General features: G+C 56.6%; 26 protein-coding genes, 1 tRNA gene and 5 pseudogenes. 23 read left to right on the top strand and 9 right to left on the bottom strand.

The genetic code is table 11. The features are described from left to right. Together BZL43_RS06190 and BZL43_RS06185 are read right to left on the bottom strand one after the other, a co-directional pair. Positions 1-291 (bottom strand): DUF1654 domain-containing protein, encoded by a 291-nt coding sequence (locus BZL43_RS06190; protein WP_095631491.1) that lies wholly within the window; start codon positions 289-291, stop codon positions 1-3. A 162-nt stretch (positions 292-453) separates the two neighbouring features. Further along, the gene (locus tag BZL43_RS06185; RefSeq protein ID WP_095631490.1) at positions 454-1,542 is read right to left on the bottom strand and encodes an asparaginase; all 1,089 of its coding nucleotides are present in this window, start codon (positions 1,540-1,542) and stop codon (positions 454-456) included. A 328-nt stretch (positions 1,543-1,870) separates the two neighbouring features. Here BZL43_RS06185 and BZL43_RS06180 point away from each other — a divergent pair, with 328 nt between their 5' ends. The 8 genes from BZL43_RS06180 (at position 1,871) to BZL43_RS06145 (ending at position 9,487) form a co-directional block, all read left to right on the top strand. Further along, on the top strand, positions 1,871-2,323 hold the full coding sequence (locus tag BZL43_RS06180; protein ID WP_095631489.1) for a hypothetical protein: 453 nt from the start codon (positions 1,871-1,873) through the stop codon (positions 2,321-2,323). 179 nt (positions 2,324-2,502) lie between these two features. After that, positions 2,503-3,459: a sugar ABC transporter substrate-binding protein gene (locus BZL43_RS06175; RefSeq protein ID WP_095631488.1), complete on the top strand. Its 957-nt coding sequence runs from the start codon at positions 2,503-2,505 to the stop codon at positions 3,457-3,459. Positions 3,460-3,514: 55 nt separating this feature from the next. Beyond that, positions 3,515-5,068: a sugar ABC transporter ATP-binding protein gene (locus BZL43_RS06170; RefSeq protein WP_095631487.1), complete on the top strand. Its 1,554-nt coding sequence runs from the start codon at positions 3,515-3,517 to the stop codon at positions 5,066-5,068. After that, on the top strand, positions 5,065-6,042 hold the full coding sequence (locus tag BZL43_RS06165; protein ID WP_095631486.1) for an ABC transporter permease: 978 nt from the start codon (positions 5,065-5,067) through the stop codon (positions 6,040-6,042). The genes BZL43_RS06170 and BZL43_RS06165 overlap by 4 nt, the downstream gene beginning before the upstream one ends. Positions 6,043-6,045: 3 nt before the next feature. Then, positions 6,046-7,065, top strand: a complete 1,020-nt coding sequence (locus BZL43_RS06160) for a LacI family DNA-binding transcriptional regulator (RefSeq protein ID WP_095631485.1) — start codon at positions 6,046-6,048, stop codon at positions 7,063-7,065. A 41-nt stretch (positions 7,066-7,106) separates the two neighbouring features. Then, entirely contained in the window at positions 7,107-8,024 is a 918-nt protein-coding gene (gene rbsK / locus BZL43_RS06155; protein ID WP_095631484.1) for a ribokinase, read from the top strand. Further along, positions 8,021-8,425 carry a D-ribose pyranase gene (gene rbsD, locus BZL43_RS06150; RefSeq protein WP_095631483.1) on the top strand — a complete coding sequence of 135 codons (405 nt, stop codon included), beginning with the start codon at positions 8,021-8,023 and terminating at the stop codon, positions 8,423-8,425. The genes rbsK and rbsD overlap by 4 nt, the downstream gene beginning before the upstream one ends. 33 nt (positions 8,426-8,458) lie before the next feature. After that, on the top strand, positions 8,459-9,487 hold the full coding sequence (locus BZL43_RS06145) for a nucleoside hydrolase (RefSeq protein WP_095631482.1): 1,029 nt from the start codon (positions 8,459-8,461) through the stop codon (positions 9,485-9,487). A 39-nt stretch (positions 9,488-9,526) separates the two neighbouring features. On the opposite strand, the gene BZL43_RS06140 is transcribed toward BZL43_RS06145, so the two are convergent. Then, positions 9,527-9,733 (bottom strand): hypothetical protein, encoded by a 207-nt coding sequence (locus BZL43_RS06140; protein WP_095631481.1) that lies wholly within the window; start codon positions 9,731-9,733, stop codon positions 9,527-9,529. 131 nt (positions 9,734-9,864) lie between these two features. On the opposite strand from BZL43_RS06140, the gene BZL43_RS06135 reads away from it, so the two are divergent. Both BZL43_RS06135 and BZL43_RS06130 read left to right on the top strand, forming a co-directional pair. Further along, a complete protein-coding gene (locus BZL43_RS06135; protein ID WP_095631480.1) occupies positions 9,865-10,170 on the top strand; it encodes a hypothetical protein in 306 nt (101 codons plus the stop codon). A 140-nt stretch (positions 10,171-10,310) separates the two neighbouring features. Beyond that, positions 10,311-10,628 (top strand): I78 family peptidase inhibitor, encoded by a 318-nt coding sequence (locus tag BZL43_RS06130; protein ID WP_095631479.1) that lies wholly within the window; start codon positions 10,311-10,313, stop codon positions 10,626-10,628. Between the two features lie 72 nt (positions 10,629-10,700). On the opposite strand, the gene BZL43_RS06125 is transcribed toward BZL43_RS06130, so the two are convergent. Together BZL43_RS06125 and BZL43_RS06120 are read right to left on the bottom strand one after the other, a co-directional pair. After that, on the bottom strand, positions 10,701-10,913 hold the full coding sequence (locus tag BZL43_RS06125) for a cold-shock protein (protein ID WP_003179963.1): 213 nt from the start codon (positions 10,911-10,913) through the stop codon (positions 10,701-10,703). A gap of 290 nt (positions 10,914-11,203) precedes the next feature. After that, a complete protein-coding gene (locus BZL43_RS06120) occupies positions 11,204-11,506 on the bottom strand; it encodes a hypothetical protein (protein ID WP_095631478.1) in 303 nt (100 codons plus the stop codon). A gap of 374 nt (positions 11,507-11,880) precedes the next feature. Here BZL43_RS06120 and thrS point away from each other — a divergent pair, with 374 nt between their 5' ends. The 10 genes and pseudogenes from thrS to BZL43_RS28495 all read left to right on the top strand — a co-directional run. Beyond that, on the top strand, positions 11,881-13,803 hold the full coding sequence (thrS, locus tag BZL43_RS06115) for a threonine--tRNA ligase (protein ID WP_095631477.1): 1,923 nt from the start codon (positions 11,881-11,883) through the stop codon (positions 13,801-13,803). After that, entirely contained in the window at positions 13,803-14,354 is a 552-nt protein-coding gene (gene infC, locus BZL43_RS06110; protein WP_177409317.1) for a translation initiation factor IF-3, read from the top strand. The genes thrS and infC overlap by 1 nt, the downstream gene beginning before the upstream one ends. Positions 14,355-14,414: 60 nt before the next feature. Beyond that, complete coding sequence (rpmI, locus tag BZL43_RS06105) at positions 14,415-14,609, top strand: 50S ribosomal protein L35 (protein WP_002553160.1); 195 nt, start codon at positions 14,415-14,417, stop codon at positions 14,607-14,609. 28 nt (positions 14,610-14,637) lie between these two features. Then, positions 14,638-14,994, top strand: coding sequence for a 50S ribosomal protein L20 (gene rplT, locus BZL43_RS06100; protein ID WP_007905879.1), 357 nt, complete (start codon positions 14,638-14,640; stop codon positions 14,992-14,994). Between the two features lie 109 nt (positions 14,995-15,103). Next, a complete protein-coding gene (pheS, locus tag BZL43_RS06095) occupies positions 15,104-16,120 on the top strand; it encodes a phenylalanine--tRNA ligase subunit alpha (RefSeq protein ID WP_095631475.1) in 1,017 nt (338 codons plus the stop codon). Positions 16,121-16,146: 26 nt separating this feature from the next. Then, positions 16,147-18,528, top strand: coding sequence for a phenylalanine--tRNA ligase subunit beta (pheT, locus tag BZL43_RS06090; protein ID WP_095631474.1), 2,382 nt, complete (start codon positions 16,147-16,149; stop codon positions 18,526-18,528). A 3-nt stretch (positions 18,529-18,531) separates the two neighbouring features. Continuing rightward, entirely contained in the window at positions 18,532-18,834 is a 303-nt protein-coding gene (gene ihfA / locus BZL43_RS06085) for an integration host factor subunit alpha (protein WP_002553164.1), read from the top strand. Next, a complete protein-coding gene (locus BZL43_RS06080; protein WP_003179985.1) occupies positions 18,815-19,171 on the top strand; it encodes a MerR family transcriptional regulator in 357 nt (118 codons plus the stop codon). The genes ihfA and BZL43_RS06080 overlap by 20 nt, the downstream gene beginning before the upstream one ends. Positions 19,172-19,259: 88 nt before the next feature. Further along, positions 19,260-19,336 (top strand) — tRNA-Pro (locus BZL43_RS06075). Positions 19,337-19,491: 155 nt separating this feature from the next. Further along, positions 19,492-19,970 (top strand): annotated as a pseudogene (locus BZL43_RS28495) (DNA adenine methylase); the annotation flags it as partial. Between the two features lie 306 nt (positions 19,971-20,276). On the opposite strand, the pseudogene BZL43_RS28490 reads toward BZL43_RS28495, so the two are convergent. Together BZL43_RS28490 and mobH are read right to left on the bottom strand one after the other, a co-directional pair. Then, a pseudogene (locus BZL43_RS28490) lies at positions 20,277-20,424 on the bottom strand (DUF159 family protein); the annotation flags it as partial. 169 nt (positions 20,425-20,593) lie between these two features. Further along, positions 20,594-22,317: pseudogene (mobH, locus tag BZL43_RS06065) on the bottom strand (MobH family relaxase). Positions 22,318-22,539: 222 nt separating this feature from the next. Between mobH and BZL43_RS06060 the strand changes: the two are divergent. Continuing rightward, the gene (locus BZL43_RS06060; RefSeq protein WP_095631501.1) at positions 22,540-22,737 is read left to right on the top strand and encodes a hypothetical protein; all 198 of its coding nucleotides are present in this window, start codon (positions 22,540-22,542) and stop codon (positions 22,735-22,737) included. 132 nt (positions 22,738-22,869) lie between these two features. Here BZL43_RS06060 and BZL43_RS06055 read toward each other — a convergent pair. Then, a pseudogene (locus BZL43_RS06055) lies at positions 22,870-23,349 on the bottom strand (zincin-like metallopeptidase domain-containing protein); the annotation flags it as partial. Between BZL43_RS06055 and BZL43_RS06050 the strand changes: the two are divergent. Next, positions 23,336-23,794, top strand: a pseudogene (locus BZL43_RS06050) (transposase); the annotation flags it as partial. The pseudogenes BZL43_RS06055 and BZL43_RS06050 overlap by 14 nt on opposite strands. Before the next feature lie 17 nt (positions 23,795-23,811). Here the strand turns inward: BZL43_RS06050 and BZL43_RS06045 are convergent. Next, entirely contained in the window at positions 23,812-24,270 is a 459-nt protein-coding gene (locus tag BZL43_RS06045; RefSeq protein ID WP_095631473.1) for a helix-turn-helix domain-containing protein, read from the bottom strand. Between the two features lie 96 nt (positions 24,271-24,366). Between BZL43_RS06045 and BZL43_RS06040 the strand changes: the two genes are divergently transcribed. Further along, positions 24,367-25,221, top strand: an 855-nt coding sequence (locus BZL43_RS06040; protein ID WP_095631500.1) for an aromatic alcohol reductase, incomplete at its 3' end; no start/stop codon positions are given.

Here is a 25,221-nt window from a genome sequence, read left to right as displayed (position 1 = left end):
TCAGTCTTCCTTCGGCACAACCCAGAAAACCTGCACGCCGCCATCATCGCGATGAGCAAGGGTGACGTTGTCGTTCTCGTCGATTTCCTCGAGCAAGCGTTCCCACTCATCCACCGATTCATCCGGAAGACGGAAGATCAGTGCCGCTTTGGCTTTTTGAGCGGTGGGGGAATTGATGATTTTCTGAACGCGCATACCCAGGCGTTCGTAGGTATCAGGAGAGGAAGAGCTAGTGGCCACGGAATTATCCTTATTAAGCTGTACGTGCATACAGTATTTAACTGTAGGCATTTTCGCAACTGCTTAAAATTCAAGAAAATCCTCTGACAGTAGTTTTTTCCGTTTGGTGTAGGACGATGGGAAATTTTTTATCGGAATAGTTCTTGAACCACTCGCCAAGGCTGGCGAGTGGTGACTGCGTTGTCTGACCGGAACAGGTCGGACGAGGGGGGATCAGTATTCCCAGAACATCCGTTGCAGCTCTTTGCTGTCGTTGGTCTTGGTCAATGCGACCATGGCCAGGATGCGGGCTTTTTGCGGATTCAGGTCGTGCGCCACCACCCAATCGTACTTGTCGTCAGGCTGTTCGGCGTTACGCAGCACGAAACCACCGGCATTGACGTGGGAGGAACGAATGATTTGCACGCCGTCCTTGCGCAGGGCTTGCAGAGCGGGAACCACGCGTGACGAAACCGAGCCATTGCCGGTACCAGCGTGAATGATGGCTTTGGCGCCCGATTGCACCAAGGCTTTGTAGGCGGTGTCGCTGACGTTGCCATAGGAGTAGGCAATTCCGACGTCAGGCAGGGTGGTGATGGTTTTGATGTCGAACTCCGAATCCATCGTGTGGCGCTTGGCCGGCAAGCGGAACCAGTAGGATTTGCCTTCGACCACCATACCCAATGGACCCCAGGCACTCTTGAATGCCTCAGTCTTGATATTGATCATTTTGCTGACGTCTCGACCCGACTGAATTTCATCGTTCATGGTCACCAACACGCCTTTGCCGCGTGCGTCTTTGCTACTGGCCACCGCGACGGCGTTGTACAGGTTCAGCATGCCGTCGGCCGACATGGCAGTGCCTGGACGCATGGACCCTACGACGATGATCGGCTTGTCGGTTTTTTCCACCAGGTTGAGGAAATACGCCGTTTCTTCCAGCGTGTCGGTGCCATGGGTAATAACGATGCCATCGACGTCACTGCTGTCGGCCAGCTCAGCTACCCGACGACCCAGTTGCAGCAGGTTATCGTTGGTGATGCTTTCGGAAGCGATCTGCATCACCTGTTCGCCGCGAACGTTGGCCAATTGACTCAGTTCCGGAACCCCTGCGATCAACTGTTCGATACCGACTTTCGCCGCTTGATAGGTGGCGCTGTTGGCGGCGCTGGCACCCGCGCCGGCGATGGTGCCGCCGGTGGCCAGGATCACCACGTTCGCCAGTTTCTGTTTTGTTTCGACTTCTTTTGCCTGAAGGGCGGTCGGAAGGAGAAGCAGAAGGGCCAAAGCGCCCGGAATAAAAGTGTTGAAGGCAGATTTCATTATTGTTTTCTCTAGTAGTGAGACAGCCAAATTCATCTAGAAGCGCCCCAGGCAGATCTGAACGCCGGGGGTGTAGAGGAAGAGCAGGATCTGTACCAGCCTGGCATTCAACAAGAAGATCTTTTAACCCCATGATTTTTATATAAATTATTGAAACATCCAGAAAAGTGTTCGCGCTCCCTCGTCCGGGATCCCGAACATGGGTAACTTTTTCGTTCGGCTCTCCGACCTCCATTTAGAAAGTCGCCTTGCAAAATCGGCAATCAGTGCTAAAGAAACTCCCGCTCAGGTCGATGCTCCTTTAAAGGGATCTTTTCCAGGAGTTCACATGTCGTTAACTGTCGGTTTTCCAAATGCAGGTGCCATCACTGTCGCGGGCAAACCAGCGGCGACCATCAACGCCTTGAGTGAGGCGACGTCCGACGCTTCAGCCCAAGCCCTGGGTGAAGAGGCGGGTAGTGAGAATCAAGTCAGAACCGGTGGCGGTACGCAAACTCGAGGCGAAACCAAATCCGGAAAAAGCAGCAATCAAAGCATTGCGGTGCAGGTACTGCTCAAACGCATGCAGGAACTTCAGCAGCAATTGCGCGAACAGCAGCAGCAACTGGCCGCGGCTCAAGCAGCGAATTATCCGACTCCGGAAGCCAAAGCCACCGCAGTCATGTCGATTCAGGGGCAAATTGCCGATACCAGTGCTGCGCTTGCGCAAGTGACGGGCAATCTGGTGAAAGAGCTGGCCAAGGGTTCCAGCAGCGGCAATCTGGTCAGCACCACGGCGTGATGTAAAAGGCCAGCCGAGCCACAAAACCGGTCGTTGACAAAACGCCATAGCCTTCGCATAGTTCGGTCTACGCAAACGTTTGCGCGGTTGTCTTAGGGCTTGATCCAGTGAGGCTCAGGGTTCCAGGCAAAGTCCAGCGCAAGTGTTGCTCAAAATAATCATAAGATCGGAGTGAACCCATGAAGCTGCCATTCGCTGGACGTCTTCTTGCTGTCGCCATGCTGGCTGCCGCATCCGCTGCATTGCCCGTCTCTTCGGCTTTCGCCCAAACCCCTGAAAAACCGAAAGTCGCCTTGGTCATGAAATCCCTGGCCAACGAATTTTTCCTGACCATGGAAGACGGCGCCAAGGCTTACCAGAAAGATCACTCCGGCGATTTTGAGCTGATCTCCAACGGCATCAAGGACGAAACGGACACGGCCGGCCAGACGCGCATCGTCGAACAAATGATTTTGTCCAAGGTCAACGCATTGGTCATCGCGCCGGCAGATTCCAAGGCTATGGTCCCGGTCATCAAGAAAGCGGTTGATGCCGGCATCACCGTGATCAACATTGATAACCAGCTGGACCCGGCCGTGGTCAAAAGCAAAAACATCACCGTTCCATTCGTAGGCCCGGATAACCGCAAAGGCGCGCGTCTGGTGGGTGAGTACCTGGCCAAACAGCTGAAGGCTGGTGACGAAGTCGGCATCATTGAAGGCGTTTCCACCACCACCAATGCCCAGCAGCGTACGGCGGGCTTCAAGGATGCGATGCAAGCGGCGCAGATCAAAGTCGTGTCCCTGCAATCCGGTGATTGGGAAATCGACAAGGGCGGCAAAGTTGCCTCGTCGATGCTCAGCGAATACCCGAACATCAAGGCTCTGTTGGCCGGCAATGACAGCATGGCCGTCGGCGCAGTATCTGCTGTGCGTGCGGCGGGCAAGGCCGGCAAGGTGCAAGTGGTCGGTTACGACAATATCAACGCCATCAAGCCAATGCTCAAGGACGGTCGCGTGCTGGCCACCGCCGACCAGTTTGCTGCCCGGCAAGCGGTGTTCGGCATCGAGACGGCGCTGAACATCATCAACGGCAAGGCAGTCGATAGCGGCGTCAACGGCGTCATCGAAACTCCGGTAGAACTGGTGACCAAGTAGTCCTTCTGGCGACACAACGGTGCTCGCCTCCTGGGCGAGCACATGGAGCGTTTTTATGTCAGTTTGCGCCCCGAGCGCTGTCCTCTCGGTCAGCGGGATCGGTAAGACCTATGCCCAACCTGTTCTCACCGGCATCGACCTGACGCTGATGCGCGGAGAAGTGCTGGCGCTGACCGGCGAGAATGGCGCCGGTAAAAGCACCTTGTCGAAGATCATTGGCGGGCTGGTTACACCGACTGCCGGCCAGATGCAATTTCAGGGGCAGGACTACCGCCCCGGCAGCCGGGGCCAGGCCGAAGAGCTGGGCATTCGCATGGTCATGCAGGAACTCAACCTGTTGCCGACATTGTCGGTGGCGGAAAACCTGTTTCTCGATAACCTGCCCAGCCACGGTGGCTGGATCAGCCGCAAACAACTGCGCAAGGCGGCGATCGAGGCCATGGTCCACGTCGGCCTGGACGCCATCGATCCGGATACGCTGGTTGGTGAGCTGGGTATTGGTCATCAGCAAATGGTCGAGATCGCTCGCAACCTGATCGGCGATTGCCACGTGCTGATTCTCGACGAGCCGACAGCCATGCTCACAGCCCGTGAAGTCGAAATGCTGTTCGAGCAGATCACGCGCCTGCAGGCTCGTGGCGTGTCGATCATCTACATTTCCCACCGCCTCGAAGAACTGGCAAGGGTCGCCCAGCGCATCGCGGTTCTGCGTGACGGCCATCTGGTCTGCGTCGAACCGATGGCCAACTACAACAGCGAGCAACTGGTCACACTGATGGTCGGCCGTGAATTGGGCGAGCATATCGACATGGGGCCGCGCAAGATCGGCGCGCCGGCCTTGACGGTCAAAGGGCTGACCCGTTCCGATAAGGTTCGAGACGTATCGTTCGAAGTGCGCGCCGGTGAGATTTTCGGGATTTCCGGTTTGATCGGGGCGGGGCGCACCGAGTTGTTGCGCTTGATCTTCGGTGCCGATACAGCCGACAGCGGCACCGTCGCGCTGGGGGCGTCAGCTCAGGTGGTGAGTATCCGTTCGCCGGCCGACGCGGTTGGTCATGGAATTGCACTGATCACCGAAGACCGCAAGGGCGAAGGCTTGCTGCTCACGCAATCGATCAGTGCCAACATCGCCTTGGGCAATATGCCGGTGATTTCCAGCGGTGGCTTCGTCAACAAGGATGACGAGATTTCTCTGGCCCAGCGTCAGATCAACGCCATGCGCATCCGCAGTTCCAGCCCGGCGCAATGGGTCTCGGAACTGTCCGGTGGCAATCAGCAGAAAGTCGTGATCGGCCGCTGGCTCGAGCGTGATTGCGCGGTGATGCTGTTCGATGAGCCGACCCGTGGCATCGACGTTGGTGCCAAGTTCGATATCTACGCATTACTCGGTGAGTTGGCCCGTCAGGGCAAGGCGCTGGTAGTGGTATCCAGCGACCTGCGTGAACTGATGCTGATCTGCGATCGCATCGGTGTGTTGTCGGCAGGGCGTCTGATCGACACCTTCGAGCGGGACAGCTGGACCCAGGATGATTTGCTTGCTGCCGCGTTCGCCGGCTACCAAAAACGTGATGCGCTGCTCAACGAAGCCGCGCCTAGGGATCTTCCATGAATACTGCATCTTTGGCCGGCAAACGTAGTGGCAATTTTTATGGCCTCGGTACTTATCTGGGCCTGGCCGGTGCCTTGCTGGCAATGATCGCGCTGTTCTCGATCCTGAGCAGCCATTTCCTGTCCTACGACACCTTCAGCACCCTGGCCAACCAGATTCCTGATTTGATGGTGTTGGCGGTCGGCATGACTTTCGTATTGATCATCGGCGGTATCGACTTGTCGGTGGGGTCGGTACTGGCGCTCGCGGCCTCGGCGGTCAGCGTAGCGATTCTCGGTTGGGGCTGGAGCGTTTTGCCTGCGGCTTTGCTCGGCATGGCGATAGCGGCATTGGCCGGGACCATCACCGGCTCGATCACCGTGGCGTGGCGGATTCCGTCGTTCATCGTGTCCCTCGGCGTGCTGGAGATGGCGCGAGGCCTGGCCTATCAGATGACCGGTTCGCGCACTGCCTATATCGGCGATGCCTTCGCCTGGCTGTCCAACCCGATCGCGTTCGGCATCTCGCCGTCATTCATCATTGCCTTGCTGATTATCTTCATCGCCCAAGCCGTGCTGACGCGCACCGTTTTCGGTCGTTACCTGATTGGCATTGGCACCAACGAAGAAGCCGTGCGCCTGGCCGGGATCAATCCGAAGCCCTACAAAATCATGGTCTTCAGCCTGATGGGGCTGCTGGCCGGGATTGCTGCGTTGTTTCAGATCTCGCGCCTGGAAGCGGCGGACCCGAACGCCGGCTCCGGTCTGGAGCTGCAAGTGATCGCCGCGGTGGTGATCGGCGGCACCAGCCTGATGGGCGGACGCGGTTCGGTCATCAGCACATTCTTTGGCGTCCTGATCATCTCGGTATTGGCGGCCGGTCTGGCGCAGATCGGCGCGACCGAACCCACCAAACGCATCATCACCGGGGCGGTTATCGTGGTGGCGGTGGTGCTTGATACTTATCGCAGTCAGCGCGCAAGCCGGCGGACCTGAGTCATGGCAACGATCAAGGATGTAGCGGCACTCGCAGGCATTTCCTACACCACGGTTTCCCACGTGGTGAACAAGACGCGGCCGGTCAGTGAAGAAGTGCGTCTGAAAGTCGAAGCGGCAATCCAAAGCCTCGACTACGTGCCCAGCGCCGTGGCCCGGTCATTGAAAGCGAAAACCACCGCGACCATCGGGCTGCTGGTGCCCAACAGCCTCAACCCGTACTTCGCTGAGTTGGCCCGGGGCATCGAGGATTACTGCGAGCGCAACGGCTATTGCGTCATCCTCTGCAACTCCGACGACAACCCGGACAAGCAACGCAGCTACCTTCGCGTGTTGCTGGAAAAACGCATTGACGGCCTGATCGTTGCCTCGGCCGGCGGGGATAGCGGTCTGGCCGAAGGTCTGGCGGGTGTGCGTACGCCGATGGTGATCGTCGACCGAGGGCTGGAAGGTCTCGATGCCGATCTGGTGCGCATCGATCATGAATACGGTGCCTACCTGGCGACCCGGCACCTGCTGGACCTGGGGCATCGGGACATCGCCACGATCGGCGGCCCGGCGAACACCAGCGTGGCGCAGATGCGTCTGGCCGGTTATTGCCGCGCCTTGAAAGAGGCGGGCGTCGAAGTGCCTCGCGAGCGCAGGCTGGAAAGCGACTTCACCAGCACCGGTGGTTACAACGCCGCGGCGATCCTGCTGGAAAAGAATCGACCCAGTGCGATCTTTGCCGGCAACGACATGATCGGCATCGGTGTATTGCGCGCCGCCGCCGAACGCAATATTCGTGTGCCCAGCGAGTTGTCGGTGATCGGCTTCGACGATATCCAGATGAGCCGTTACGTCTATCCCGCGCTGACCACCGTTGGCCAATCGATCCTGCAGCTTGGCGAGATGGCAGCCGAAGTGCTGTTGCGCAGGATTGCCACGCCGGATCTGGCAACTGATCAGCGCATCGTGACGCCCAGTATTGTCCTGCGCGAATCGACTGCGCCGCTGGCCGGTGCATTCTCGCAATACCGCTGAACCCAAAAGCACGCTGAAACAGAATTGACGAGTAGTGATGTATGCCAGCAAAAGTAGTGGTGATAGGCAGCCTGAACATGGACCTGGTAACCCGTGCGCCACGGCTGCCCCGTGGTGGTGAAACGCTGATCGGCGAATCGTTTGCCACGGTTTCCGGCGGCAAGGGCGCGAACCAGGCCGTGGCCGCGGCGCGGCTGGGGGCGCAGGTGTCGATGGTCGGTTGTGTCGGCAATGACGCCTATGGCGAAACGCTGCGCGGGGCGTTGTTGGCCGAGCAGATCGATTGCCAGGCAGTCAGCACGGTCGAAGACTCCAGTGGCGTGGCATTGATCGTGGTCGATGACAACAGTCAGAACGCAATCGTGATTGTTGCCGGTGCCAACGGTTCGCTCACGCCCGAAGTCATCGACCGTTTCGACGCGGTGTTGCAAGCGGCGGATGTCATCATCTGTCAGCTGGAAGTGCCAGATGCCACGGTCGGCCATGCTCTGAAACGGGGTCGTGAATTGGGTAAAACCGTGATTCTCAATCCGGCACCGGCCAGTCGCCCGCTGCCGGCGGATTGGTATGCCGCCATCGATTACCTAATACCCAACGAAAGCGAAGCCACGGCCTTGAGCGGATTGCCAGTGGATTCCCTGAGTACTGCTAAAACCGCAGCGACCCGTTTGATCGCCATGGGCGCGGGCAAGGTGATCATCACCCTTGGCGCCCAAGGCTCGGTATTGGCCGATGGCACACGCTTCGAACATTTCCCGGCAGAGAAAGTGAAAGCGGTCGACACCACCGCGGCCGGTGACACATTCGTCGGTGGTTTCGCCGCGGCGCTGGCGACCGGCAAAAGCGAGGTCGATGCAATCCGTTTTGGCCAGATCGCCGCTGCGCTGTCGGTCACCCGGGCTGGCGCGCAACCTTCGATTCCCACCTTGTCCGACGTACAGGCCTTTAAAGCACCATGAAAAAGACCCCTTTGCTCAACGTCGCGCTGTCGCGGCTGATCGCTTCCCTGGGTCATGGCGACACGGTTGTGATCGGCGACGCCGGCCTGCCGGTTCCGCCTGGCGTCGAATTGATCGATCTGGCCTTGACCCACGGGATTCCGGATTTCATCAGTACCTTGAAGATCGTGCTCAGCGAAATGCAGGTCGAAAGCCATGTGCTGGCCCATGAAATTCTGGATAAGAAACCGTCGGCCCTGAGCGTGCTGGATGAGCTGAATGCCGACGGTGCGCTGGGTCGACGCGAATTGCTCAGTCATGACCAATTCAAAGTAGTCAGCCGACAGGCACGGGCGATTGTTCGTACAGGCGAATGTCAGCCGTACTGCAATATCGTTTTGGTGGCTGGCGTAATGTTTTAACGACCCGCTTTTCCCATGCGCAAGGAGTGCGCTATGTATCGCTATGCTCAGAAACTGCACCATCTGCTTTGGAGTCTGCTGCTTTTGGCCCTGATTACCGCAACAAACGCCCACGCGGCGGAGAAGATCGACCTGATCATCGACACCGATCCGGGTGCCGATGACGTGGTCGCCTTGCTGTTTGCCCTGGCATCGCCGGAAGAGCTGAATATTCGTGCGCTGACCACCGTTGCGGGCAACGTGCGTCTGGACAAGACATCGCGTAATGCGCGTCTGGCCCGCGAGTGGGCAGGGCGCGAGGAAGTGCCTGTTTATGCTGGCGCGCCGAAACCCATGATGCGCACGCCGATCTATGCCGAGAACATCCACGGTAAGGAAGGCCTGTCGGGTGTCGTGGTGCACGAACCGAAAAAAGGCCTGGACGAAGGCAATGCGGTCAATTATCTGATCGATACCCTGAAGTCCGCCAAACCCCACAGCATCACCATCGCCATACTCGGTCCACAGACCAACCTGGCGCTGGCGCTGATCCAGGCGCCTGAAATCGTGCAGGGCATTAAGGAAGTGGTGATCATGGGCGGTGCGCACTTCAACGGCGGCAACATCACACCGGTGGCCGAATTCAACCTGTTCGCTGATCCGCATGCCGCGCAAGTAGTACTCAAAAGTGGCGTCAAGCTGACCTATCTGCCGCTGGACGTGACCCACAAGATCCTGACCAGTGAAGCGCGCCTGAAGCAAATCGCCGCCCTGAACAACAATGCCGGCAAGCTGGTAGGCAATATCCTCAACGAATACGTCAAAGGCGACATGGAGCATTACGGCATCCCGGGTGGCCCGGTGCATGACGCCACCGTCATCGCTTACCTGCTCAAGCCCGAGTTGTTCACTGGCCGCTCGGTCAACGTCGTGGTTGATAGTCGCGAAGGGCCGACCTTCGGCCAGACCATTGTCGACTGGTATGACTGCCTGAATGCACCGAAAAATGCCTTCTGGGTTGAAAGCGGCGACGCTCAGGGCTTCTTCGACCTGTTGACCCAGCGTCTGGCTCGCTTGAAGTAGGTCATGGAATCCGCAGGTGCCCGCCTGCGGTCTTTTACTCTATTCGGTTTCTGTTGCGCCCATATAGTTGGCGGGGTACTTCTCGAGAACCTGTTTGATGAATGTCTGGGCGGCTTGTGTTCCCAGTTCTTTGACCAGCAAATCGATGCCAATGATTGCCAGCTCTTCCGGGCTACCCGGGCTGTAAGAGCTATGGCCCTGTGGCCACTTGGCTTTGATGTCGGCGTCGATGCTTACGGTGGTCATGATGGCGCTCGTGAAGTCGGAAAGGCTGAGTATCGAGTTAACCATTTTGCGCGGCGTTTGGCACTCCGACTTAGGCATGAGGGGAGGGCTATGCGACACTTGGTCTTTGACGAATTTTCAAGGACCGTGCTGTGCAGATCGATTTGAACACTCCTGACGGCTTGACCCTCGAAGCGGTGCATCAGTTGCTGGCCTCTGCCAGCGATGATGTACACACTCAATTGCGGGTCACCAAGGGCGGCATCGCCTATATTTCGTCGGGTATTGTGGGTGGCACGGACATCGACGGGTTGCTGTTTCGCCTGGAAACCTGGGCCAAGGGTTCCGGTTATGTCGGATTGGTCGCAGCCAGCGACGAGGTCTGGGTGATGCAGATTTTCAATGCGCTCAAGGAAAACTGGCCGAAACCGCCTTTCGACTACATCGACGTCTATTGAGCGCTGTTCATATTCAGTCACGATTGAGGGATAAACGGCGTGTCGATGCTCAGGCACACTCGCCGCTGTCCGGTTCTGAAACCAAACGCCAAAATGGCGGTCGCACGATCTCAGCTTAACTATTGAAAAAAGGAGGCTTCATGCCTTGGAAGCTCGCGTCATTGGGTACTTTGTTGGCCGCCACCTTGCTGGCCGGTTGCAGCAGTACGTCCACCGAGTCGGCAAAGGACCCCGTGGCGACCGATACCGGCCACAGCCGTTGTGAGGCCAAAGCTGCCGAATTCACTATTGGCAAAAAGGCTTCGCCCCAATTGCTGGAGCAGGCACGTACCCGCGCAGGCGCGCAGAATGCCCGGTTCCTCAAGCCTAACGATATGGTGACCCTGGAATACCGCTCCGATCGCCTGAACCTGAACACTGACAACAACCTGGTGGTCACCCGCGTCAACTGCGGCTGATTGCTTCAGGCTTTTATTTCGCCCATAAAAAACCCCGTCACATGGACGGGGTTTTTTTAGTGCGCCAGGAAATTACTCTGGGCGGACTTGTGCAGCTTGCATACCCTTTTGGCCTTTCTCAGCCACGAAGGAAACGGTCTGGCCTTCTTTCAGGCTTTTGAAACCGTCGCTTTCGATAGCTTTGAAGTGTACGAACAGGTCGTCACCGCCACCTTGAGGAGTGATGAAGCCGAAGCCTTTTTCATCGTTGAACCATTTAACGGTGCCGGTTTGGCGATTAGACATGGTGTATCTCCAAGAAACATATATTTTCAGTAGTACTGTGCTGCTCAGGCCAACTGGGCACACCGGAGTATCATAGTCGAAATGTTCGCTTTGGGAGCCCCCCGGCTGTGCTGTTTGCCCCACAGTCGTGTTTTCTTTGTTGCTTTGTTTGGCTGAAAGCCCCGGTTTAAAAGGCTTTCAGTCGAAAGTAAAGACAATAAAAAAAGCTGAAAAACCTTCATAAATCGTACGGAAAAGCTGAAATTCATCCTTTTTTATCAGCGCCAAGGCGGGTCACAAGGATTTTTTTCTCACTTTTTCGCCGGCGCATTGGCCTTGCATTTGGCGATCTGACCCAGCGCCTTCTGTTGCAAATCCGGGCTGGCTTTGTTGTCCATCAAGGCCTGAATGTCGCTGGCCGGGTACGATTTGATGGCGTCGGCGCCACATGCACAATGTGACTTGGCGGCCGCTGCGCCGATCTGTTGAGAGGCCGCTTGGGTGCACTGAGCCATGTATTTCTCGCGCTCGCCCTTTGGCCAGTCGGCATGGGCAGCCAGCGGCAGCAGCAGGACGACGGGTGCGACGACGGCGAATAAACGATTCAGACGCATGCTGGGATGCTCCTTTTGGGTCAATGTCTTGTTATCTGAGGGGTAAAGCAGGGTTCAAGTTCAGCACTCTGGCATAAAAATGCCTGATTTGCCCTCGCATAAAACCTTGCCGCCGCCATGACCGTTCATCTGTGCTAGCATGCCTCGCTCGGGCGTTTGCAAGCTCCGGATGACCTTCAGTCCCGGCAGCGGCAGCGGCTCGAATAACCCTGATTTGAATCCCAGTCACTCTGGTTCGGTTTTCCGGTTGGCCGCAAGGCTCCTGCCGCTGTAAGGCAGGCGTTCTTCATTGAATGGCCTGGATCGGATCTTGTACTGGCTCATCCCAACCCACGTGACCTTTGGTAGGGGTCACCACTAGGAGAGGAGGCGCCATGCCAACTATTACTCTTCCCGACGGCAGTCAACGTTCATTCGATCACCCGGTTTCCGTAGCCGAGGTCGCCGCATCCATCGGTGCCGGTCTGGCCAAGGCCACCGTGGCCGGCAAGGTCAATGGCAAGCTGGTCGACGCCAGCGACATCATCGACAGCGATTCCTCGCTGCAAATCATTACGCCAAAGGATGAAGAGGGGCTGGAGATCATTCGCCACTCTTGTGCCCACCTGGTCGGTCATGCGGTCAAGCAGCTGTACCCGACTGCGAAGATGGTCATCGGTCCGGTCATCGACGAAGGCTTCTATTACGACATCGCCTTCGAGCGTCCTTTCACGCCGGACGACCTGGCTGCGATCGAACAGCGCATGCAGCAGTTGATCGAAAAAGATTACGACGTGATCAAAAAAGTCACTCCGCGCGCCGAAGTGATCGAAGTGTTCAAGGCCCGGGGCGAAGACTACAAACTGCGCCTGGTCGAGGACATGCCGAACGAGCAGGCCATGGGCCTGTACTATCACGAAGAATACGTCGACATGTGCCGCGGTCCGCACGTGCCGAACACGCGTTTCCTGAAATCCTTCAAGTTGACCAAGCTGTCTGGCGCCTACTGGCGCGGCGATGCCAAGAACGAGCAATTGCAGCGCGTTTATGGCACCGCATGGGCGGACAAGAAGCAACTGGCGGCTTACATCCAGCGCATCGAAGAAGCTGAAAAGCGCGATCACCGCAAGATCGGCAAGCGTCTGGGCCTGTTCCACACCCAGGAAGAGTCGCCGGGCATGGTGTTCTGGCATCCGAACGGCTGGACTCTGTACCAGGTGCTCGAGCAATACATGCGCAAGGTTCAGCGCGACAACGGTTATCTGGAGATCAAGACTCCGCAAGTCGTTGACCGCAGCCTGTGGGAAAAATCCGGGCACTGGGCCAACTACGCCGACAACATGTTTACCACGCAGTCGGAAAACCGCGATTACGCCATCAAGCCGATGAACTGCCCGTGCCACGTGCAGGTGTTCAATCAGGGCCTGAAAAGCTACCGCGAGCTGCCGATGCGTCTGGCCGAGTTCGGTGCCTGCCACCGTAACGAGCCGTCGGGTGCGCTGCACGGCATCATGCGCGTTCGCGCCTTCACTCAGGACGATGCTCACATCTTCTGTACTGAAGAGCAGATGCAGGCCGAATCCGCTGCGTTCATCAAGCTGACCATGGACGTTTATGCTGACTTCGGCTTCAAAGACGTCGAGATGAAGCTGTCCACTCGTCCGGAAAAACGCGTCGGTTCCGACGAGCTGTGGGATCGCGCCGAAGCTGCACTGGCTGCCGCCCTTGATAGCGCTGGCTTGCCGTACGATCTGCAGCCGGGCGAGGGGGCGTTCTACGGTCCGAAGATCGAGTTCTCGCTGAAAGATTGCCTCGGCCGTGTCTGGCAATGTGGTACCCTTCAGCTCGATTTCAACCTGCCTGTCCGTCTGGGAGCCGAATACGTCTCCGAAGACAACAGTCGCAAGCACCCGGTAATGTTGCACCGGGCGATCCTGGGCTCCTTCGAACGTTTCGTCGGAATCCTGATCGAGCACTACGAGGGAGCATTCCCCGCGTGGCTGGCTCCGACCCAGGCAGTGATCATGAATATCACTGATAAACAGGCCGATTTTGCCGCTCAGGTCGAAAAAACTCTCAATGAAAGCGGATTTCGTGCCAAGTCTGACTTGAGAAATGAAAAGATCGGCTTTAAAATCCGCGAGCATACTTTGCTCAAGGTTCCTTATCTCTTGGTTATCGGAGATCGGGAAGTCGAGATGCAGACTGTCGCTGTGCGTACTCGTGAAGGTGCTGACCTGGGCTCGATGCCCGTCGCCCAGTTCGCTGAGTTTCTCGCGCAAGCGGTTTCCCGGCGTGGTCGCCCAGATTCGGAGTAATTATTATTAAGCGTGAAATGAGACAAGATAAACGAGCTGCACCGAAAGCCCCGATCAACGAGAATATCTCGGCACGCGAGGTTCGGTTAATTGGAGCTGAAGGTGAACAGCTTGGGATTGTGTCAATTGAAGACGCGCTTCTTAAGGCTGAAGAGGCCAAACTGGATTTGGTGGAAATTTCCGCCGATGCAGTACCCCCTGTTTGCAAACTGATGGACTACGGCAAATCGATCTTCGAGAAGAAGAAGCAGATTGCCGCGGCCAAGAAAAACCAGAAGCAGATTCAGGTTAAAGAAATCAAGTTTCGTCCAGGGACGGAGGAAGGGGATTACCAGGTAAAACTGCGCAACCTGGTACGTTTCCTGAGTGATGGGGACAGGGCCAAGGTATCCTTGCGATTCCGCGGCCGTGAGATGGCCCACCAGGAGCTGGGGATGGAACTCCTCAAGCGAGTTGAAACTGACTTGCTCGAGTACGGTTCGGTCGAACAGCATCCTAAGATGGAAGGACGCCAGCTGATCATGGTCATCGCCCCGAAAAAGAAGAAGTAATCAATAGGGCACGGCAGGCCTTCTGATTATGTTTATCAACTGAATGCGGAGTATCCGAACATGCCAAAAATGAAAACTAAAAGTGGTGCTGCTAAGCGGTTTTTGAAAACTGCTAACGGTATCAAGCACAAGCACGCTTTCAAGAGCCACATCCTGACTAAAATGTCGACCAAGCGTAAGCGTCAGCTGCGCGGTAGCAGCTTGCTGCATCCGTCTGACGTGGCAAAAGTCGAGCGCATGCTGCGCCTTCGTTAATTTTAGTCAAGAATAGAGGAAGTAACTCATGGCTCGTGTAAAGCGTGGCGTCATTGCCCGTAAACGTCACAAAAAAATTCTGAAACTTGCTAAAGGCTACTACGGCGCTCGCTCGCGCGTATTCCGTGTTGCCAAGCAAGCGGTAATCAAGGCAGGCCAATACGCCTACCGTGACCGTCGTCAGAAAAAACGTCAGTTCCGCGCTCTGTGGATCGCTCGTATCAACGCTGGTGCACGTATCAACGGTCTGTCCTACAGCCGTTTCATCGCCGGCCTGAAAAAAGCGTCCATCGAGATCGACCGTAAGGTTCTGGCTGATCTGGCAGTGAACGAAAAAGCGGCGTTTGCTGCGATTGTCGAGAAAGCTAAAGCCACCTTGGCTTAAGTACCCCCGACAGTCACCCGGCCTCACCTCTGTGGGGTCAGGTGTTAAACGTCATAAATAGGGGAAGAGCCTTCAAGCTCTTCCCCTATTTTGTATCTGGAGTCTGTACATGGAAAACCTGGATGCGCTCGTCTCTCAAGCACTAGAGGCTGTGCAAAGCGCTGAAGATATCAATGCCCTGGAGCAAATCCGGGTTCACTACCTTGGCAAAAAGGGCGAATTGACTCAGGTGATGAAGACCCTGGGGAATTTGCCGGCAGAAGAGCGCCCGCAAGTCGGCGCGCTGATCAACGTTGCCAAGGAGCGTGTCACAGAGGTTCTCAATGCGCGCAAGGCACTGTTTGAAGAGGCCGACCTGGCCGCCAAACTGTCTGCCGAGTCCATTGACGTGACCCTGCCTGGCCGCGGTCAGACCTCCGGTGGTCTGCATCCGGTTACTCGCACTCTGGAACGTATCGAACAGTTCTTCACCCGCATCGGCTACGGCATTGCCGAAGGCCCTGAGGTTGAAGATGACTATCACAACTTCGAAGCGCTCAACATCCCAGGCCATCACCCGGCCCGGTCGATGCATGACACCTTCTATTTCAATGCCAACATGTTGCTGCGCACTCATACCTCGCCGGTACAAGTCCGCACCATGGAATCGAAACAGCCGCCGATCCGCATCGTCTGCCCAGGCCGTGTGTACCGTAGCGACTCCGATATCACTCACTCCCCGATGTTCCACCAGGTCGAAGGCCTGCTGGTCGACCGCGATATCAACTTCGCCGACCTGAAAGGCACCATCGAAGAGTTCCTGCGCGTGTTCTTCGAAAAAGAACTGGCCGTGCGTTTCCGTCCTTCGTACTTCCCGTTCACCGAGCCCTCCGCCGAAGTCGACATGGAATGCGTGATGTGCAGCGGTAAAGGCTGCCGCGTCTGCAAACAGACGGGTTGGCTGGAAGTGATGGGCTGCGGCATGGTTCACCCGAACGTGCTGCGTATGTCCGGGATCGACCCGGAAGAGTTTTCGGGCTTTGCCTTCGGCATGGGCGTTGAGCGTCTGGCCATGCTGCGTTACGGCGTGAACGACTTGCGTCTGTTCTTCGACAACGACTTGCGGTTCCTCGCGCAATTTCGCTAGTCGTAACGAATTCTTAGGAGAGCAGGATGAAATTCAGTGAACAATGGCTGCGTGGCTGGGTAAGCCCGCAGGTAAGTCGCGACGAGCTGGTTGCCCGTCTGTCGATGGCCGGTCTTGAGGTCGATAGCGTTACGCCGGCCGCCGGTAAATTCAGTGGCGTGGTGGTTGGCGAGGTGCTGAGCACCGAGCAGCACCCGGATGCTGACAAGTTGCGTGTTTGCCAGGTCAACAATGGCTCGGAAACTTTCCAGGTCGTGTGCGGTGCGCCAAACGTGCGTCCGGGTCTGAAGATCCCGTTTGCCATGATAGGTGCCGAACTGCCAGGCGATTTCAAAATCAAGAAGGCCAAGCTGCGTGGCGTTGAATCCAACGGCATGCTGTGCTCCCAGGCCGAGCTGCAAATCGGCGAAGGCAATGATGGCCTGATGGAATTGCCGGTCGATGCGCCGGTCGGTCAGGACATTCGTGAATACCTGAGCCTGGACGATGCCAGTATCGAGGTCGATCTGACCCCGAACCGCGGTGACTGCCTGTCCCTGGCCGGTCTGGCTCGCGAAGTCGGTGCGCTTTATGCTGCCCAGGTCGTGCGCCCGGCGATTGCCAGCGTTCCGGCCGTGCATGATGAAGTACGTCCGATTGAAGTACTGGCACCGGCCGCGTGCCCGCGTTATTTGGGACGCGTGATCCGTAACGTTGATCTGTCCAAGCCTACGCCGCTGTGGATGGTCGAGCGTCTGCGTCGTGCCGATGTGCGCAGCATCGACGCCGCTGTCGACATCACCAACTACGTGATGCTGGAATTGGGTCAACCGCTGCACGCGTTCGATCTCGCCGAAATCAATGGCGGCATCCGCGTACGTATGGCCGAAGAAGGCGAGAAACTGGTTCTGCTTGATGGTCAGGAAGTCAGCCTGCGTAGCGATACGCTGGTGATTGCAGACCATACCCGTGCCTTGGCTATCGCCGGCGTCATGGGCGGCGAGCACAGCGGCGTCAACACCGCGACCACTCGCGATATTTTCCTGGAAAGCGCGTTCTTCGACCAAATTGCCGTCGCTGGCAAGGCGCGTTCCTACGGCCTGCACACCGATGCCTCGCACCGTTACGAGCGTGGCGTGGACTGGAAACTGGCCCGTGAAGCCATGGAGCGGGCCACGGGGCTGCTGCTGGACATCACCGGCGGCGAAGCTGGCCCGATCATCGAAACCGTCAGCGAGCAGCACCTGCCGTCGATCGCGCCGATCACCCTGCGTGCCCAGCGCATCACCCAGATGCTGGGCATGGAAATGGATTCGGCCGAAGTCGAGCGTCTGCTCAGCGCTTTGGGCCTGACCATTACCGCCGATGGGGCAGGGCAGTGGCGCGTAGAAGTGCCAAGCTTCCGTTTCGATATCAGCCTGGAAGTCGATCTGATCGAAGAACTGGCCCGTCTGTACGGTTACAACCGTCTGCCGGTTCGCTACCCGCAAGCCCGTCTGGCACCACAAGCCAAGGCTGAAGCGCGCAGCGATCTGCCTGAACTGCGTCGTCTGCTGGTGGCCCGTGGTTACCAGGAAGCGATCACCTACAGCTTCATCGATCCGAAACAATTCGAGCTGTTTAATCCGGGTGTCGAACCGCTGCTGCTGGCCAACCCGATTTCCAACGACATGGCGGCCATGCGTTCTTCCTTGTGGCCTGGTCTGGTCAAGGCGCTTCAGCACAACCTGAACCGTCAACAGGATCGCGTCCGTCTGTTCGAAAGCGGCCTGCGCTTCGTCGGTCAGCTGGAAGGCCTGAAGCAAGAGCCGATGTTGGCCGGTGTGGTATGTGGTAGCCGTCTGCCGGAAGGTTGGGCACAAGGTCGCGATGTCGTGGATTTCTTCGACGTCAAAGCCGATGTAGAAGCGGTACTGGGCTTCGCCGGCGCACTGGACTCGTTCACTTTTGTACCGGGCAAACACCCGGCATTGCACCCGGGTCAAACCGCACGCATCGAACGTGAAGGCCGTTTGGCAGGTTTCGTTGGCGCGATTCACCCTGAATTGTCGAAAACCCTCGGTCTCGACCGTCCGGTCTTCGTATTCGAGCTGGTTCTGGCCGAAGTGGCGCTAGGTAAAATGCCTGAATTCCAGGAGTTATCGCGCTTTCCTGAAGTGCGTCGTGACCTGGCACTGCTGGCGGACAAAGACGTTGCGGCCACCGCCGTACTGGACGTAATCCGTGAAAATGCAGGTGAATGGCTGACAGACCTCAGGCTATTTGACGTGTATCAGGGTAAAGGCATTGATCCGCATAGAAAAAGCCTTGCAGTTGGCTTGACCTGGCAGCATCCATCGCGCACTCTTAATGACGATGAGGTGAATACCACGACGCAAAACATCCTCACCTCGCTCGAACAAAGGTTGAACGCCACGTTAAGGAAGTGACGTATGGGGGCTTTGACGAAAGCTGAGATGGCGGAACGTCTGTATGAAGAGCTGGGCCTGAACAAGCGGGAGGCCAAGGAATTGGTCGAACTGTTTTTTGAAGAAATCAGGCACGCTCTTGAAGACAACGAACAAGTCAAATTGTCCGGTTTCGGCAATTTCGACCTTCGGGACAAACGCCAGCGGCCTGGCCGCAATCCGAAAACGGGAGAAGAAATCCCGATCACGGCTCGCCGTGTGGTCACCTTTCGTCCAGGGCAGAAGTTGAAGGCCCGAGTTGAGGCTTATGCTGGAACCAAGTCATAACGACGAACTACCCGTCATCCCGGGCAAACGCTACTTCACCATTGGTGAAGTCAGCGAGCTATGTGCCGTAAAACCGCACGTGCTGCGCTACTGGGAGCAGGAGTTTCCTCAACTCAACCCCGTCAAACGCCGCGGAAACCGTCGGTATTATCAGCGCCAGGACGTGCTGATGATCCGGCAGATCCGCGCGCTTCTTTACGATCAGGGGTTTACCATCGGCGGCGCACGCTTGCGTTTGTCCGGCGATGAAGCCAAAGACGACACCACCCAATACAAACAAATGATCCGCCAGATGATCGCCGAGCTTGAAGATGTGCTGGTGGTGCTCAAGAAATAAATTCCTGCTTTAAATACTTTCAGTTTTCAAAAGCTTGCGATATATTCTTGAGCGTTCCTCGAGATGAGGGACAGATTCAACGCCTAGTCGGGGCGTAGCGCAGTCCGGTAGCGCACTAGCATGGGGTGCTAGGGGTCGAGTGTTCGAATCACTCCGTCCCGACCATATTTTTCAATGTCTTAGCCGAACTCTCACTAGATCGGCTTTTTCATGTCTATTAAATTACTCCCACATTTACTCCCACGGACGCTCTGGATCTAGGTGGCTTCGTGAGAGCTGGCGATAACTTTGGCGCTGCTTTAAGTGAGCTTTGCGCAAGTAAGAAGATGACTCGCACCGAGATCCCCGCCGACATCCAGCGTGCCGCCCGATTTTTCAACTTGCGGCACCATGCCTTCGCCGGCAAGGTCTCCGGCCAGTCCTTCGGTACCGCTGACCCGATCTTCAACCTGCTGCGGATCGAGGAAAACCTCTCGGCCGCCTGACAGCGCCTGGCCGGCACCTACGTCGAAAACCTTCCTCGGCTCGAATTGGCCGAAGGCTATGACCGTCCACTCTATGGATCCGCCTTACTGGCAGACCGCCGGCTACGGGCTGGATTTTCTGGCAAGTACTATGAGCGGATGGCCTATTTCATGCGAAGTTGCAAAGGCAGAGTGATGGTCAGCGTCAACGAACACCCGGACATCCGCCAGGTCTTGAAGGCTTTCATCTTGAGACGATGGACATCTGTTATTGCAACACCAGTCAGCGGCAGGACAAGGCTGAGGTGAGTGGTGACCTGGTGATCATGAGCTGAGGGCCGGCAGAGTTGGGAGGATTGTTTTCGGCCTCCAGCCCTGTGTGGGCTACGCTGTGTATCGGTGGTCGAAGATGACTACAGCCAACATCAAAGGAGCTTTGCATGCCTGCGAACAAACGCGGAAGGGACTCGGAAAGTGGACAGTTTATTCCTGTCGAGAAAGCGAAAAAAAATCCAAAAACAACGACAGTAGAGACAATTCCGAAACCTAAACCGAAGAAAAAATAGCTGTAGAAGCGGCTACTTATTTTGAAGTTGAGGGTGTTGGCCGCTTTATAACTTTCCTACCGGTTCGATCAGTTCTCATCCTTGATTCCGCATATTGCCTAGACCCGGTCCACCGGGTACCAATTGAACGCCTCGGTCGGTTCTCCCTGAAGTAGCACTATCTGTTTGGATCGCTCCTTGGGTCCAGCCATTCCCGGGCCAGTACCGGGGATAACGTCACTGGATGACTTCAAAACCTACGTACATCAGGGCATCCTTGTCAGTAAAGGGCAGGCGGACATTGCTGAGCGTTGAGTGGTGGCAATATGATGGCGTTCGCCTTAAATTCAAGGGTAAAAGAGTAATAATGCGCGATTGAACTCCCTTCCGCGTCTCCGGCATTGCGACAAGTTTTAATCTTTTACGATTTTGAGAAAAGGATTATCGGGTGGTATCAATTCAAAAAATAATTTCGGTTCCTCAATCAAATACCCCTTCAAGGTGGTTTTCTTCCTAGGGCCTTGCACTTGGCATGCCCAGATATTCAGACCGTTGTCTCGCTTCCTGTGGACTTTTAGTTTCTCAAACTGCTTCTGTACCCAACGCCATTCTTCAATTTCTTGATCGGCCCCTTGAGAGATACCAGGAAACTCCTGCGCGTAGCGTTGGAAGAGGCCAGGTGTGACCAGAAATACGCTGCCACACACTGTGTGGATTTTAGCTTTGCTGTCATTGATGATCAGCTTGTGACTCAGGATGCCTGCCTTGACCCAATTCAGGAATGCCTGACCAGGGTCATCCGACGAGGGATTTGAGATTTCGAGAGTGCTTGCTGACGATGCGTCGCTAACCTCAGGCTCTTCCAGCTCGAACATATCCAACAGCGTGCCGAGATAGTCAACGTCTTCCATCGCCATGGGGTCTGTCAGCGAAGAGCTTCGACGCGATGATGGACTGGCTGCCTTGGGTTCCGGTGCTGATGCCGGAGCGTCAGTCGGATGGTCATCGAATGCAATGCTCACCGTTCCGCTGAAAGCATCAGGCCGGTCTTCGTTCCCCCAAATCAATGCCGGTTGAATGCGCAGAAAGGTGAAGCTCTGCTGCCAGTTTCCCTGCGCCACGAGCGCAGTCTAGATAGCTTTGCCTTCTGGAGTCGACTCGACCAGACCATGCGACTGCAGTTCGTCGAACACGGCAATGTTGGACGTGGGGATGCCCTCAATCGACTGCGACAGCAGATAGGCCCGCAGCTTGTCCGTGACCGTCTTGCTGACCAGCCACAGTGCGTCCTGGGTCAGCCATCCCGCGGCACCCGGCTGGTTGAGTTTCAGTTCGTGTTGAACCAGATGGCGCAGTCCGCTGATCAAGTGATGTTGCAGCGAATGAATCGGCGCTTGCAGCGCCTTGTTCGGGTTGCCACCGATGTTCTGTGCGGTGGAGACTCGGTCGGCCTGCATCACCAACTCACCGAACACGCCAGCACGTTCGTACTGGCCCGCCAGGACATACAGCAGGCTGGCCCACAGCGACGGAAATCCACTGAGCCAGTCCAAAATAGGTCGGTCGAGAATTTGGGTGTAGAGCAAGCCTCCGGCCGCGCCGTGCAGGTGGTAGTCGCGGCCTTTGAGGTAGCGAAAACGGTAGGGCTGATCCAGGGAACCCTGCCAAGGATGCCAAACACGGCCATCCTGGCGTTCGACCAGCAGGTCCACTGCGATCTTACCAATGTCATGCAGCAGCGCGCCATAGGCGATGCCGGCGAACCAGGCGTCAGTCTGGGCGGCCTGGTCTTCGGGCGCAGCGCCGGTGGGCAGCAGATACGACTGACGCAGTTCAAACTGCAAGCGACCAGCTCCAGGCCATGGTCGAGCATGCCACCGAGATACGCATGGTGGTGTGTCTCGCTGGCAGGGAGTTGCTGCACCTGTTCGGCGTAGCGATGGATCGGATTTAAATAGAGCTGGGTGAATTGGGCGTGGGAAAGGGCGGTGTACTGCCAGATGCGATCGAGCAACTGACGACGGTGCTCCGCTGCTAACAAGCTGTGGGCCGACTCGATAGGCAGGTAACCTTCGGCGACGCTCACGGTCGGCGGCGGAGGGTGCTTCTGCCTTTTGGGGCGAAACAGGCTGAGCATCGTGACCTCCGGGAAGTAGCTGGGTCAGTGGCCTTTTAGTTTTTTCGGATAGAGCTCTTACCCTTGGGTCCCCATTCCCTTCCAACCCTTACCCGTCCTTTTGGCGCGTGTCCCTTTGTGCGGCAACCGGAATATGGATACTGCTAGGCATCGTTTTGTTGGGGGCTGGTACGGAAAAGAAAAGAGTCGGTACACTGCGGTGCATATTTTTTGGGTCTTGCCATGAACCTCACTGACGCCACGCTCGTGCTGCTGCTCGCGGCACGTATCCATGGGACCGACGAAGCCGTCAGGGCCTCGGCGAAGAGCGTGGTCAAGAAGTTACCGCGCAGTAAACGCGATCTGATCTACAAGGTGATCGACAGCTGGAGTCCGCTCGAGCTGGTGGGTTTTCTGGCGCAGAACCTGGATGCGGAATGACAGCCTGCGGATGTGTGCCCATCTCTGATTCTTTGCGTCAGAGCCCCGCGGTATGGGGCTTTTTCTGGGCGCAGAAAAAAGGGCTCAACTCGCGTCGGGCCCTGTGAAGCGTTTACAGCGCAGATGTAACGATTAAGCTCCATCGTTCATGCATAGTGAGTCGTCCAAGACCGCTTGCTTCAGTTGCTGCTTCAGGTTGAGTACATACTCCGAGGCGCTTCGGGCGTGACCACTGGAGCGGAAGATCGCGCGCTTGTCAGCCTTGAGCAGGCTGAGCCAGGAGTCGATGTATCCCTCGTGCCGCAGTTCTCCCTGAATGCCGGCGTAAGCACATAAAAACGCCGCGCCCATCTCGGCGATCAACTCCTCAAAAGCGTAGCCTGGCGAGCCGAATGGGCAGGCTGACATCACGCCTTCGCGTTGCAACCGAGCGTGATGCCCGGTCCAGTGCGTCAGCTCGTGCAGTGCGGTGGCATAGTACCTGCCTTCATCGTGAAATTGTGCTTTTGTCGGCAGTTGGATGAGATCCCTGATCGGGTGGTAAAAGGCTTCGTCGGCAGGCCGATGAACGATGCGTGCACCTGAACTTAACAGCAGATTATACGAGGTTGAACGGAAGGCCAAAGAGATGAGAGATGAAGATCGCTGGCGATTACGCCAAGAAATGGCGATGCCCATCGCGGAGAAGTTGCATGAGTGGATGCTGGCTCAGCGCGAACTTGTGCCCGAGGGCTCGGTCACGGCCAAGGCTCTGGATTACAGCCTGAAACGCTGGGTAGCGCTGACGCGCTACCTCAATGATGGTGCTGTACCCCTCGACAACAACCGGGTCGAAAATACGATTCGGCCTTGGGCCCCTGGCCGTTCGAATTGGCTCTTTGCCGGATCACTGCGCAGCGGTAAACGAGCGGCGGCAATTATGAGTTTGATTCAATCGGCACGCATGAACGGGCATGATCCGTTCGCGTATCTCAAGGATGTACTGACGCGGTTGCCGACACAGAGGGCCAGTGCAATTGGCCAATTACTACCGCATCAATGGGCACAGGGCTCCTAACACGCTGTGAGCTACCTTCAGTCAGACGCGTCTGAATCTAATGGTGTCGATGCAGGTATTTGCCATGCGGGTTTTTTGTCATCCTGACTGTCGAAAACACGCCGCGCCTTGCGGAAATCCTCAACGTTCTCGACAACCCAAGTCCAGATAGGTGACATGCGGATCAACAGTCCCATACCCAGCGGCGTCAGCTCATACTCGACACGTGGCGGAATCTCACCGAACTCCCGCCGAACCACTAGGCCATCCCGCTCCATGGAGCGTAGCGTCTTGGTTAACATCCGCTGAGTCACCCCAGCCATCTGCCTTTTTATTTCGGCATGGCGCATCGTGCCGTACACCCCCAGGGCATGCAGAATACCTAACGACCAGCGGCTTCCTGCGTGAGCAAGCACTTCTCGTCTGACGCCATCATCGTCTTCTCTAAGCGTTCGGCAAATTGTTTCTGCCTGGCTGAGAGCCTCCTGATCGGTCATTTCTTTCTCTGGTATCACAGGTGTGCCTTCTTACGAACGTTGCCTAATCGTGCAAGCATTTGTTCATCTTACAGGCAACAGGTCTCAGGAGAAATAATGACCGAAGTGACCCAGTTTTCCCCCCAATCCATTCTCGTTCTAGGCGCCGGTGAGCTTGGGCTGCCGGTTCTGCGCAATCTTGCGCGAGTAGCAAAGCGCGCGCGCGGTTCCACAATCAGCGTCCTGCTCAGGGATTCGACCATCAACACTCAAATGCCCGAGAAAAAGGTCGAAATCGATGAGCTTCGGGGCCTCGGCATCCAGATGGTGGCCGCAGACCTCGTGAATGACTCAATCGATCAGCTGGCTGAAGTATTCGCACGTTTCGATACCGTAATAGGCTGTGCAGGGATGGTTGCAGGCCGGGAAACCCCAATGAAGCTGGCTACCGCTGCTCTGAAGTCCGGTGTGAAGCGCTACTTCCCGTGGCAGTTTGGTGTCGACTTCGAGGTAATCGGTCGGGGCAGTCCTCAGGATCTGTTCGATGCTCAGCTTGATGTTCGCGAATTGCTTCGTGCCCAGGATAAAACTGAATGGGTAATCATCTCGACGGGTATGTTCACCAGCTTTCTGTTCGAGCCAGTATTCGAGGTGGTTGACTTCGAAAACGATACCGTGAACGCGCTAGGCAGTCTTGAGACCAGCGTGACGCTCACGACTCCAGACGACATTGGTGCGTTGACAGCGGAAATTGTTTTCTTCGAACCTCGCTTCCGCGATCAGATTGTGTATCTCTCGGGAGACACAGTGACGTACGGAGAGGTTGCGAGCCTCCTCGAACGTGTACTGGGCCGCCCGTTCAAACGTAACGTGTGGACTGTTCCGTACTTGCTCCAAGAATTGGAGAAAGACCCAACGCATCACATCAAGAAGTACCGCGCTGTGTTCGCCCAGGGCAGAGGCGTGGCCTGG

The sequence above is a fragment of the Pseudomonas sp. PICF141 genome (genome assembly GCF_002286815.1).
In the GTDB taxonomy this organism is placed as follows: Bacteria; Pseudomonadota; Gammaproteobacteria; order Pseudomonadales; family Pseudomonadaceae; genus Aquipseudomonas.
The sequence above is the reverse complement of the archived record's forward strand: the minus strand, read 5'-3'. Positions and strand labels throughout refer to the sequence as shown.